The organism is Burkholderia sp. Bp8984 (genome assembly GCF_003853755.1).
Lineage (GTDB): Bacteria > Pseudomonadota > Gammaproteobacteria > Burkholderiales > Burkholderiaceae > Burkholderia.
The window spans coordinates 45,041-57,546 of the sequence record NZ_QTQN01000020.1; the positions used below are offsets into that span (position 1 = coordinate 45,041).

The 12,506-nt window shown below is 68.8% G+C and carries 8 protein-coding genes; 2 read left to right on the top strand and 6 right to left on the bottom strand.

The genetic code is table 11. The features are described from left to right. Positions 1 to 24: 24 nt before the first annotated feature. Positions 25 to 1,161, top strand: a complete 1,137-nt coding sequence (cydB, locus tag DID98_RS20610) for a cytochrome d ubiquinol oxidase subunit II (RefSeq protein WP_124571320.1) — start codon at positions 25 to 27, stop codon at positions 1,159 to 1,161. A 54-nt stretch (positions 1,162 to 1,215) separates the two neighbouring features. After that, positions 1,216 to 1,338 (top strand): cytochrome bd-I oxidase subunit CydX, encoded by a 123-nt coding sequence (cydX, locus tag DID98_RS20615; RefSeq protein ID WP_006483737.1) that lies wholly within the window; start codon positions 1,216 to 1,218, stop codon positions 1,336 to 1,338. 260 nt (positions 1,339 to 1,598) lie between these two features. On the opposite strand, the gene nagE is transcribed toward cydX, so the two are convergent. The 6 genes from nagE to DID98_RS20645 form a co-directional block, all read right to left on the bottom strand. Then, on the bottom strand, positions 1,599 to 3,362 hold the full coding sequence (nagE, locus tag DID98_RS20620; RefSeq protein WP_124571321.1) for an N-acetylglucosamine-specific PTS transporter subunit IIBC: 1,764 nt from the start codon (positions 3,360 to 3,362) through the stop codon (positions 1,599 to 1,601). Positions 3,363 to 3,449: 87 nt separating this feature from the next. Beyond that, positions 3,450 to 6,032: a phosphoenolpyruvate--protein phosphotransferase gene (ptsP, locus tag DID98_RS20625; RefSeq protein WP_124571322.1), complete on the bottom strand. Its 2,583-nt coding sequence runs from the start codon at positions 6,030 to 6,032 to the stop codon at positions 3,450 to 3,452. A gap of 15 nt (positions 6,033 to 6,047) precedes the next feature. After that, positions 6,048 to 7,055 (bottom strand): SIS domain-containing protein, encoded by a 1,008-nt coding sequence (locus tag DID98_RS20630; protein WP_124486632.1) that lies wholly within the window; start codon positions 7,053 to 7,055, stop codon positions 6,048 to 6,050. Next, positions 7,048 to 8,151, bottom strand: coding sequence for an N-acetylglucosamine-6-phosphate deacetylase (gene nagA / locus DID98_RS20635; RefSeq protein ID WP_044849197.1), 1,104 nt, complete (start codon positions 8,149 to 8,151; stop codon positions 7,048 to 7,050). Before nagA ends, DID98_RS20630 begins: the two co-directional genes overlap by 8 nt. Before the next feature lie 97 nt (positions 8,152 to 8,248). Beyond that, positions 8,249 to 8,983 carry a GntR family transcriptional regulator gene (locus DID98_RS20640; RefSeq protein ID WP_124571323.1) on the bottom strand — a complete coding sequence of 245 codons (735 nt, stop codon included), beginning with the start codon at positions 8,981 to 8,983 and terminating at the stop codon, positions 8,249 to 8,251. Positions 8,984 to 9,289: 306 nt separating this feature from the next. Continuing rightward, positions 9,290 to 12,505 carry an error-prone DNA polymerase gene (locus DID98_RS20645; RefSeq protein WP_124571324.1) on the bottom strand — a complete coding sequence of 1,072 codons (3,216 nt, stop codon included), beginning with the start codon at positions 12,503 to 12,505 and terminating at the stop codon, positions 9,290 to 9,292. Position 12,506: the final 1 nt, after the last annotated feature.

A 12,506-nucleotide genomic window follows, 5' to 3' on the forward strand; every position in this document is an offset into this window, starting at 1 on the left:
CCCGCAACGGAACAAGGAATCGCTATGGACTATGCAACTCTCAAGCTGATCTGGTGGCTGCTCGTCGGCGTGCTGCTGATCGGCTTCGCCGTCACCGACGGCTTCGACATGGGCGCGACCGCGCTGCTGCCGTTCCTCGGCAAGACCGACGAGGAGCGCCGCATCATCGTCAACACGGTCGGTGCGACGTGGGAAGGCAACCAGGTGTGGCTGATCACGGCCGGCGGCGCGATGTTCGCCGCCTGGCCGCTCGTCTATGCCGCGTCGTTCTCCGGCTTCTACTTCGCGATGCTGCTCGTGCTGTTCGCGCTGTTCTTCCGGCCGGTCGGCTTCGACTATCGCAGCAAGCGGCCCGACCCGCGCTGGCGCGCGGGCTGGGACTGGGGCCTGTTCGTCGGCGGTTTCGTGCCCGCGCTGGTGTTCGGCGTCGCGTTCGGCAACCTGCTGCAGGGCGTGCCGTTCAAGTTCGACAGCGACCTGCGCGTCACCTACTACGGCGGCTTCTGGGCGCTGCTGAACCCGTTCGCGCTGCTCTGCGGGCTCGTCAGCCTCACGATGCTGGTCGCGCACGGCGCGGCATTCATCAAGATGAAGACCGACGGCGTGATCGCACGCCGCGCGTCGATCGCGCTGCGGGTGTCGGCGCTCGTCGCGGTCGTGCTGTTCGTGCTGGCCGGCGTGCTGATCGCGTCGACCATCGGCGGCTTCCACATCACGCACGCCGCGCCGACCGACACGGTCGCGAACCCGCTGCTGAAGGACGTGGCGGCCGGCTCGGGCCTGTGGCTCGCGAATTACGGCGAGTATCCGTGGATGATCGCGGCGCCGGTCGTCGGGATCGCGGGCGGCCTGCTCGCGCTGCTGCTCGCCGGCTCGGAGCAGGAAAAGACGGCGTTCTTCTGCACCGGCCTGATGATCGCCGGCGTGATCCTGACCGCGGGTTTCTCGATGTTCCCGTTCATCATGCCGTCGTCGCTCGACCCGCGCAGCAGCCTGACCGTGTGGGATTCGACGTCGAGCCACATGACGCTGCAGGTGATGCTGTTCGCGGTGATCGTGTTCCTGCCGATCGTCCTGCTCTATACGAGCTGGGTGTACCGCGTGATGCGCGGCAAGGTCACGCACCAGTCGCTCGAAGAGAACAAGCACTCGATGTATTGAACCCGGCCGGGGCGCGCACGCGCCCTCGCCCACCGTTTCGCAAGGAGTCGGATCATGTGGTACTTCAGCTGGATTCTCGGTATCGGCGTCGCGCTGTCGTTCGGCATCGTCAACGCGATGTGGCTCGAAGCGCGGCAGAAGCCGCAGGAAGCGCCGGTGCGCGCACGCCGCGACTGACAGCTCATTACGCGGCGGCGGCTGAGCGCCCCGCCGCGCGCCATCGGGAACGAACCTCGCTACGTGCGAGGTTTTTTTCGTCCGGGTCATTCGTTCGGCACGCGCGGCACGTCGATGCCAATTGAGCGCGATGCCGATGCACGCATCGCGCCCGCGCGCCGACAGAGAAAAACGGCTTGCGACACACGCGTCGCAAGCCGTTTTCGTTTTACCGACCGGCGGCCCGCATCCGCGAGGCGGATCGGGCCGGTCTCATCGCATCATGCCGGTTGCATGGCCGCACCACCGCCCGTCGACGTCAGGCGCGCGCCGAGCTGTTCGGCATAGCGTGCCGCCGCGTTGCCGCAGACGATATGGAACGTGTCCGGCGCCACCCATGCGACATCGAGCGCGCCGAGCCGATCGCGATCGACCGCCGCTGCATCGCGCACGACGACGCGCAGGCGCGTGGTCGCGATCGCATCGAGCGATGCGACGTTGGTCGCGCCGCCGAACACCGCAAGCCAACGCAGCGGATCGGGATCGAGCGGACCGGCCGCAGCGCCCGTGACCGGCTGCGCGGCCGCGACCGCGGCCGCCGCCGCGGCACCGGCCGCACCGCTGCCGATCGCCGAACGCATCTCGTCGGCGATGATGTCCGCCTCCGGCCCGATGATCACCTGCACGCTGTTGCCGCCGCGCTTGAGCACGCCGCGCGCGCCGATCGACTTCAGTTCCGGCTCCGACACCTTCTCCGGATCGACGACGCTCAGGCGCAGGCGCGTCGTGCAGGCGTCGACGACCGTCAGGTTGCCCGCGCCGCCGAGCGCGGCGATGTAGCGCTGCGCACGCGGCGCTGCCGCCGCGGCACCGGCCGCCGGTGCGACGAAACCGCCCGACGCGAACGACTCGGTTGCCGAGTCGACCGAGGCCGGCTCGCGACCGGGCGTCGCCATGTTGAACTTGCGGATGAAGAAACGGAACAGCCCGTAGTACGCGACGCCGTACGCAATGCCGAGCGGCACCGCGATCCAGCCCTTCGTCGACAGCCCGTAGTTCAGCACGTAGTCGATCGCGCCGGCCGAGAACGTGAAGCCGAGCTTCACGCCGAGGATCTGGCAGATCGCGAGCGACAGCCCGGTGAGTACCGCGTGGATCACGTACAGCACCGGCGCGAGGAACATGAAGCTGAATTCGATCGGCTCGGTCACGCCGGTCAGGAACGACGTGAGCGCCATCGAGAACAGCAGGCCGCCGACCATCGCGCGGCGCTCCTTCGGCGCTTCGTGCAGCATCGCGAGACACGCGGCCGGCAGGCCGAACATCATGATCGGGAAGAAGCCGGCCATGAAGGTGCCCGCGGTCGGATCGCCCGCGAAGAAGCGGTGCAGGTCGCCGTGCACGAGCTCGCCGCCGGCCGGCGGCGTGAAGTTGCCGAACACGAACCATGCGAGCGAGTTGATGATGTGGTGCAGGCCCGTGACGAGCAGCAGGCGGTTCAGGAAGCCGAACACGAACGCACCGATCGCGCCCGCCGTCGTCAGCCACTGGCCGGCCGCGTCGATCAGATGCTGGACCGGCTGCCACACGTATCCGAACACGATGCCGAGTACCACGCACACGAGCCCGGTGATGATCGGCACGAACCGCTTGCCGCCGAAGAACGCGAGGTAGTCGGGCAGCTTGATGTCCTTGTAGCGGTTGTACAGCAGGCCCGCAACGACACCCGCGATGATCCCGGACAGCACGCCCATGTTCAGCTTGGGATCGATGTCCTTCATGATCGCGGTTTCGATCAGGTAGCCGATCGCGCCCGCGAGTGCCGCCACGCCGTTGTTGTCCTTCGCGAAACCGACCGCCACGCCGATCGCGAACAGGAGCGGCAGGTTGTCGAAGATCGCGCCGCCGGCGTCGGCGATCATCTTGATGTTGAACACGTCCGGCTGCCCGAGCCGCAGCAGGATGCCGGCGACCGGCAACACCGCGATCGGCAGCATCAGCGCCCGGCCCAGGCCCTGTATCTTCAGAAACGGATTCCCGTCCATTCAATCCTCCAATCCATGTCTCGTCATTAAGCGTCGTTGACCTAATTGCTTGCGTAGTGAAACGGGTCGCGCGCCCGCCGTCGACGTTCAGTCGAGCGGCCAGACCTCGCGGCTTGCTGCCCTTACCGCCTGTGCCGAGTCGAGTGCGAGCAGATCCTGCGCACGCTGGCGACACAGCTGGTAATCGAGACGGCGCACGCGCGCCTTGATGCCCGGCACCGACACCGGGTCGACCGACAGTTCGGTCACGCCGAGGCCGACGAGAATCGGCACGGCGAGCGGATCGCCGCCCAGCGCGCCGCACACGCCGACCCACTTGCCGTGCTTCGCGGCGCCGCGCACCGCGATGTCGATCAGGCGCAGCACGGCCGGATGCAGGCCGTCGGACTGCGCGGCCAGATCGGCCTGGCAGCGATCCATCGCGAGCGTGTACTGCGTCAGGTCGTTGGTGCCGATCGACAGGAAATCCGCGTGCTGCGCGAGCTGGTCGGCGAGCAGCGCCGCCGACGGCACCTCGATCATCACGCCCACCTCGATCGGCTCGGTGCGGCCCTGCGCCCGCGCGAATTCGTCGATGCGCTGGCGCAGCCGCACGAGTTCCCCGGCATCCGTCACCATCGGCAGCAGGATGCGCACCGCGCCGAACGGCTTCACCGCGAGCAGGCCCTGCAGCTGATCGTCGAGCAGATCGGGGCGCACCTGCGCGAGGCGGATGCCGCGCAGGCCAAGCGCCGGGTTCGGCTCGGGCGGCAGCGTCAGGTAGTCGACTTCCTTGTCGGCGCCGACGTCGAGCGTGCGGATGATCGCCGTGCGGCCCTGCAGCGCATCGACGATCGACTGGTAGCTCTGCTGGTGCTCGACGACGCTCGGCGCGGCCTGGCGATGGATGAACATCAGCTCGGTGCGCAGCAGGCCGACCGCGTCCGCGCCGTTGTCGACCGCGGTGTTCGCGTCGTCGAGCGTCGCGATGTTCGCAGCGACCTCGATGGCGCGGCCGTCGACCGTCGCGGCGGCGGCGCCGGCCAGCTTCCGGTTCGCCTCGCGCACGCCGTCCAGGCGCTGGCGCTCGTGGCGCGCGCGTTCGACGTCGAGTGCGGTCGGTGCATGTTCGAGACGGCCCGCGCTCGCATCGACGACGACCTGCGTGCCGTCGGGAATCGCATACAGCGCGTCGCCGACCGCGACGAGCGCCGGAATGCCGAGCTGGCGCGCGATGATCGCCGCATGCGACGTCGCGCCGCCGCGCGCCATCACGAGCGCGGTCACGCGCTGGCGATCGAGCGACGACAGGTCCGACGGCGTGAATTCCTCGGCGGCGAGCACGGCCTCGGCGGGCAGCGTGCGGGTCGCGCCGCTCGTGTGGCCGAGCGCGCGCAGCACGCGCTTCTCGATGTCGCGCAGGTCGGCCGCGCGCTCGGCGAGCAGCGCATCGTCGAGCTTCGACAGCGTGTCGATCTGCGCGCGGATCGTCGCGCGCCACGCGAAGCCCGCGCTCTTGCCGAGGCTGATCTGGTCGCGCGCCGCGTCGACCAGCGTCGGGTCTTCGAGCAGCACGCGATGCACCGCGAAGATCCCCGCCTCGCCGACCGCGCCGCGCGCCGATGCGTTGCGCACCGTTTCGTCGAGTTCGGCGTCGACCGCCGTCAGCGCCTGGTCGAGCCGGCGGCTTTCCGATGCGGGCGTGCCGCTCGCCTGTTCGGGCGGCACGATCTCCGCATCGTCGAGACGCACCAGCGTGCCGACCGCGATGCCGGGCGCCGCGCACACGCCCGCGAGCGTGTTCGGATCGAGTGTCGCGCCGGTGTCGTGCACGATCGGCTGCGGTGCGGGCGAACGCAGCCGCGCCGGCTTCTCCTCGACTTCGCCGTGCGCTTCGCGCAGCAGCTCGTGCTCGACCGCGTCGACGGCCTGCTGCGCGTGCGCGCCGCGACCGATCAGCTCGATCGTCGCGCCTTCGCCGGCACCAAGGGCGAGCAGGCCCACGACGCTCGCGATCGACGCCTTGCGGCCGTCGAACTGCACGTCGACCGTCGCGTCGAAGCCGCGCACGGATTCGCGTGCGCGTGCGGCCGGCCGGGCATGCAGGCCGCCCGGCTGCGTCAGCACGAGTTCGCGACGCACTTCGTTCATCGCCGCGGCGCCGGCCTGCGCCGCCTGCGCGGCCGCTTCGCCCTTGCCGCGCAGCGTCAGGATCGGCGTCTCGCCGGCCGTCGCGAAACCGCTCGCGCGCTCGACGACGTCGAACGCGTCGGAGTTCGCGATCGCGATCACCGAAACCAGCGAATGCGCGCTGCGCGCGACCGCGTCCTGGTCGAACTCGATCAGCAGGTCGCCCGCGTCGACGCGTGCGCCGGCTTCGACGTGGGCGGTGAAGCCCTGCCCGTTCAGCTCGACGGTGTCGATGCCGATATGCAGCAGCACTTCCGCGCCTTGCGGCGTCGTGATCGTCACCGCATGGCCGGTGCGCGCGAGATGCGACACGACGCCGGCGCACGGGGCGACGAGCTGGCCCGCGAGCGGGTCGATGCCGATGCCGTCGCCGAACATCCCGCCGGAGAACACCGGATCGGGCACATCGGCCAGCGCGACGATCGGCCCGGTCAGGGGGCTGAGCAGGACGATCTGATCATGGGTGGAACTCTTCAACTGGGACTCCTCGGCGCGTCTCATCGGCTGTCTCGGCTATCAGTGCGTTTCGGTGACTTTGTTCAGGTGGCGCGGCGTGTCGGGATTGCGGCCGCGCGCGACGGCGAGATCCGCCGCCATCACGTAGAACGAAAGAATGGCGGCGATCGGGTCGAGCGCCGAATGGGCGGACTGCGCGAGCGGCAAGGTCGCGCCGGGCGTGCCGGCGGGCGCCGCGAGCAGCACGGCCGCGCCGCGTGCGCGCATGTCCTGCGCGAGCTGCAGCAGCCCGGCCTGCTCGGGCCCCGGCGGCGCGAACACGAGCAGCGGATAGTCGCGGTCGATCAGCTCCATCGGGCCGTGCCGGACTTCGGCGCTCGAGAATGCCTCGGCCTGGATGCCGGAGGTTTCCTTCAGCTTCAGCGCGGCTTCCTGCGCGATCGCAAGCCCGAGGCCGCGGCCGATCACGATCATCCGCTCGACGCCCGCGAGCGCGGCGACGGCCGGCGACCAGTCGAGGCGGCCGGCCTGCGCGAGCACGTCGGGCAGGCCGCGCAATGCCGTCATCAGCGCGGCGTCGCGCTGCCAGTACGCGACGATCTGCGCGGACAGCGACAGCATCGCGATGTAGCTCTTGGTCGCGGCGACCGACAGCTCGGGGCCGGCCAGGAGCGGCAGCTGGTGCTCGCACGCGTCGGCGAGCGGCGACGGCAGCACGTTGACGGCGGCGACGGTGCGCGCGCCGGCTTCGCGCAGCGCGGCCATCGTGTTGACGAGATCGGGGCTCTTGCCCGACTGGGAGAATGCGAGCGCGAGCTGGTCCTGCACCTTCAGCGGCGCCTGCTGCAGCGTCGCGACCGACATCGGCAGCGACGCGACGGGCACGCCGAGGCGGCTCATCGTCAGGCTCGCGAAATAGCTGGCGGCGTGATCCGAGCTGCCGCGCGCGACCGTCAGCGCGACGGCCGGCGGGTGATCGAGCAGTTGCGCGGCGAGCGTTTCGACGCGCGTCGTGTCGGCGAGTTGCGCGGCGACGACCTGGGCGGACTCGCGCGCTTCCTTAAGCATATTCGACAATCGATTCTCCTTCGACGTAGGTCGCGGTGAGGTTCAGGTCGCGATCGAACACGACGAGGTCGGCCCATGCGCCGCGCTCGAGGCGGCCGCGATCGGTGACGCCGAGGTAGTCGGCCGCATAGCGCGACATCCGGTTCGACACGTCGGCGATCGGCAGGCCGAGCGACACGAGGTTGCGCAGCGCCTGGTCCATCGTCAGTGTGGAGCCGGCGAGCGTGCCGTCGGCGAGCCGCACGCCGCCGAGGCACTTGGTTACGTGCTGGCTGCCGAGCCGGTATTCGCCGTCGGGCATGCCGGTGGCGGACGTGCTGTCGGTCACGACGTACAGGCGCGGAATCGCGCGCAGCGCGGCACGAATCGCGCCCGGATGCACGTGCAGCAGGTCGGGGATGATTTCCGCGTACTCGGCATGCGCGAGCGCGGCGCCGACGAGGCCCGGGTTGCGGTGATGCAGCGGCGACATCGCGTTGAACAGGTGCGTGAAACCACACGCGCCGTGCTTGAGCGCGGCGACGGCATCGTCGTAGGTCGCGAGCGAGTGGCCGAGCTGCACGCGCACGCCGCGCGCGGCCATCTCGCCGATGATCTCGATGTGGCCGGCGATTTCCGGCGCGAGCGTGACGACGCGGATCGGCGCGATCGACAGGTACTTCAGCACTTCGTCGAGCACGGCCGACACGGCCGCGTCCGGCTGCGCGCCGAGCTTTCCGGGGTTGATGTACGGTCCTTCGAGGTGCACGCCGAGCACGCGCGCGCCACCCTGCGTGCGGGTGCGGGCGACGGTGCCGAGGTTCGCGACGACCTGCATCAGTTCGTCGCGCGGCGCGGTCATCGTCGTCGCGAGCAGGCTCGTCGTGCCGAACTGCGCGTGCGTGCGCGCGATCGTCTCGATCGCGTCGCCGCCTTCCATCACGTCGGCGCCGCCGCCGCCGTGCACGTGCAGGTCGATGAAGCCGGGCAGGATGTACGGCGCGTCGTTCTTCGCGGGATCGGCGGGCGTGCCGTCGAGCGTGGTGATGCGGCCGTTCTCGCTGTCGAGCGAGCCGTGAATCCAGCCGTCGGGGGTGAGGATGTTTCCAGTCAGCATGACGTTTCTCTTGATGATCTGGTGACGCGGACATCCGCGTCGCGATTTGCAAATGCGTTGTGCTTCATTGCACGTGGCGCGCGGGCAGTCTCGCGCGTCAGCGTTTCAGTTCGGCGACGAAGTCGTAATAGTCGTCGCGGCAATACGTTTCGGTCACTTCGATCGCGCGCTGGTCGACGCCGTAGCCGATGCGCGTGATCACGAGCAGGGCCGAGCCCGGCTTCACCGCCATCCACTTCGCGATGTCGTGCGTCGCGTTCGACGCGCGAAAGTGCTGCAGCGCGCGCACGACGGTCATCCCGCGGGCGTCGAGGTATTCGTACAGCGACGCGCCGAGCGCCTGCGGATCCGGCACCGCCGCGGCCGGCAGCGTCGAATGCTCGACGGCCATCACGAGGCCGTCCGCGCGGCGCAACCGCTCCAGCCGCGCGACCGTCGCGCCCGGCGCGAGGCCGAGACGCGTGATCTCGTCGCGGCGCGCGGCGCGCAGCGTGCGCGACAGCCACACCGAATCGGGCACGAAACCGCGCTGCTGCATCTTCGCGGTGAAGCCGACGAGACGCGACAGCGGATCGGCGACGCGCGGCGTGATGAAGCTGCCCGCCCCGCGCACCCGCTTGATCAGCCCCTGCTCCACCAGCAGCGCGAGCGCACGGCGGGCCGTGATCCGCGACACGCCGACCGACCCCGACAGCAGCCGCTCCGACGGCAGCGCCTCGCCGGCGCGCCACGCGCCGGCGTGAATCGCGCGCGCCAGGTTGCGGGCGAGCTGCAGATACAGCGGCGTGTCGTCGAGGGGATCGGGCGCCAGTTCGGACCAGCCGGTTTCCATGTGCCTCCGGGTGTCGGACGACGATCTTGGACCGTCGAAAGTGAACGCATTATATAACCACCATAATACCAGTCAACGAACTGGTATTAGAGAGGTGAAAATCGCCGGAAGCCTTGCCAGGCAAGCGGTTTAGTAGCGGGAAAGCCTTTGTTTACAACATGATGCAGGATAGGGATTTACCCGGATTGGTATGCAAGGGGACAGTTCCGGTGCCGGATTTGACGGGTTTTGGGCGCTGAAAACGATACCTGAATAGAACCAGTTCGGTCGACTGGTATGCATCCGGCGGCGTGCCGGCGCGCCGCGTCAGTGGAACTCGCGGCTCGACGTGCGCAGGCCGCCGAGCAGCGGCGTCAGGTCCTCGAAATGCTGCGCGACGAGGTGCCGCACGTCGCTGACGACCTGCCACACGCCCGACGCCGCGAGCAGCCGCGAATCGAGCGTTTCGCGGCGCTGCCGCGCGAGCAGTTCGGGCCGCACGATCACGTTCACGCAGCCCGTCTCGTCCTCGAGCGTCATGAACATCACGCCCTTCGCGGTGCCCGGCATCTGCCGCGCGATCACGAGCCCGCACGCGCGCGCGAGCCGGCCGTCGGGACGATCGCGCAACTCGGCCGCGGACGACAGCCGCTGCGCGCGCAACGCGGGCCGCAGCAGCGCGACCGGGTGGCGGTTCAGCGTGAGGCCGGTGGTGTGATAGTCGGCGAGGATGTCGTCGGCTTCCGACGGCGCGCCGAGCACGGGCTGCTCCGTTTCGTCGATCGGCGCGGCGGCGAGCAGGTCGCGTTCGGGAGCTGCGGCGACGGCTTGCCATAATGCATCGCGGCGATGGCCGGCGAGCGTCGCGAGCGCGTTCGCGGCGGCGAGCGCTTCGAGATCGCGCCGTTCGAGCTGCGCGCGGCGCGCGAGCGCGTCGACGTTCTCGAACGGGCCGGCCGCGCGCGCGGCCTCGATGCGCCGCGCGGCGGCCTCGCCGAGACCGCGCACCAGCGACAGGCCGAGCCGCACTGCGGGCTGGCCGTGCGGCGGCGGCTGGCCGGGCAGCGCTTCGAGCGACGCTTCCCAGCTGCTGCGCGTGACGTCGGCCGGAAACACCTTCACGCCGTGGCGCTTCGCGTCCTGCACGAGCTGCGCGGGCGCGTAGAACCCCATCGGCTGGCTGTTCAGCAGCGACGCGACGAAGATCGCGGGTTCATGGCATTTGAGCCAGCTGCTCGCGTACGCGAGTTTCGCGAAGCTGGCCGCGTGGCTCTCGGGGAAGCCGTATTCGCCGAAGCCCTTGATCTGCTCGAAGATCTGCTCGGCGAATTCGCGCGTGTAGCCGCGTTCGAGCATTCCGTCGACGATCTTGTCGTGATACGGGCCGAGATCGCCCCTGCGCTTCCACGCCGCCATCGCGCGACGCAACTGGTCGGCCTCGCCTGGCGTGAATCCGGCCGCGACCATCGCGATCTGCATCACCTGCTCCTGGAAGATCGGCACGCCGAGCGTGCGAACGAGCACTTCCTTGAGCGCCTCGCTCGGATACGTGACTTCCCCCTCCTCTTCGCCGGCCACGATCCTGCGCCGCTTCAGATACGGATGCACGGCGCCGCCCTGGATCGGCCCGGGCCGCACGATCGACACCTGCACGACGAGGTCGTAGTAGTTGCGCGGCTTCAGCCGCGGCAGCATCGACATCTGCGCACGCGATTCGATCTGGAACACGCCGACCGTATCGGCACGGCAGATCATGTCGTAGGTTGCTTCGTCATCCTGCGGAATATGCTTCAGCGTGAATGGCTCGCCGTCCTGCTCTGGCCCGCGCCATGCGGTGCGCATGTCGAACGCGCGATGCAGCGCCGACAGCATGCCAAGCGCGAGCACGTCGACCTTCATCAGCTTGAGCGATTCGAGATCATCCTTGTCCCACTGAATGACGCGCCGCCCGTCCATCGCTGCGTTTTCTACCGGCACGAGCCGCGTGAGCTTGCCGCGGCTGATCACGAAGCCGCCCGAATGCTGCGACAGGTGGCGCGGAAAGTTGAGCAAGCGCCCCGCGAGTTCGGCCCATGCGCGAATGATCGGCGTGGCCGGATCGAGCCCGGTCGACGCGAATTGCTGCAGCAGGTCGCGGCTGCCGTCGAACCAGCGATGCCCCTTCGCGACGCGATCGACCAGCATCGGATCGACGCCGAGCGCCTTGCCGATTTCCCGCAGCACGCCGCGCGGGCGATACGTCGAAACGGCCGCCGCGAGTGCGGCGCGATGCTTGCCGTATTTTTCGTAGATATGCTGAATGACTTCTTCCCGGCGCTGATGCTCGAAGTCGACGTCGATATCGGGCGGCTCGCCACGTTTCTCGCTGATGAAGCGCTCGAACAGCATCGTGCTCTGGTCGGGATCGACTTCGGTGATGCCGAGGCAATAGCAGACGACCGAGTTCGCCGCAGAGCCGCGCCCCTGGCACAGGATGTTCTGGCTACGTGCGAACTTGACGATGTCGTACACCGTCAGGAAGAACGGTTCGTAGCTCAGCTTCGCGATCAGCGTCAACTCGTAGCCGATCCGCTCCATGACATGAGCCGGCGGCTCCCCGGCATAGCGACGGCGCGCGCCCGCCAGGGTTTCCTGTTCCAGATAGCTCGTCGGCGTATGACCTTCAGGCACGATCTCGTCCGGATACTCGTAGCGCAGCGAGTCGAGTTCGAAATCGCACGCATCGAGAATCGCGCAGGTCTCCGCGATCTCGTCCGGCGCAAACAGTTTCGCAATCCGCCCGCGCGCACGCAGATGCTGCTCCGCATTCGGCGCGAGCGCATAGCCGCATTCCGACACCGGCATCCCGACGCGGATCGCCGTCATCACGTCCTGCAGCGGCTTGCATGAGCGCCGATGCATCGTCACGTCGCCGAGCGCGACGACAGGTACGCCGCGCCGCTCGCCTGCGTCCCGAATCTCGTCGCGCTGCGGGCCGTCCAGCGCGCGCTGCAACTGCACGAGCCCGAGCCGCGCACGCTCGCCGAAGGTCGCGCGAAACCATGCGACCTGCGCATCGAGTACCTCCGCACGCACCGGATACGCGGGCACGAGAATCGCGAAACAGTCGGGCATGCCGCGCAGATGAGCGAAAGCCTCCGGCGGCCTCGACAACATCCTCGACGTCAGCCGGTAGGTTCCCTTCGGCGCCTCCATCCGCCGCCATGAAATCAGCTCGGACAGGTTGCCGTAGCCCTCGCGGTTCTGCGCCAGCAACACGAGTCCGAACGCACCGGGGCCCGGATCGTGACCCGGGGCGACTTCATCCGGCGTGACGTCGAAATACGAACCGATGACGAGCGGCAGCCCTTGCGCTTTTGCCGCGACATGCATGCGCGGCGCGCCGGCGAGCGAGCATTCGTCGGTGATCGCGATCCCTCGATAGCCGAGTTCCACCGCGCGCTCGACCAGTTCCTCCGCATGCGACGCGCCATGCAGAAACGAGAAGTTCGAGCGGCAGAACAACTCCGCGTAATCGGGCAGCAAACCGAATTCCGCAACCATC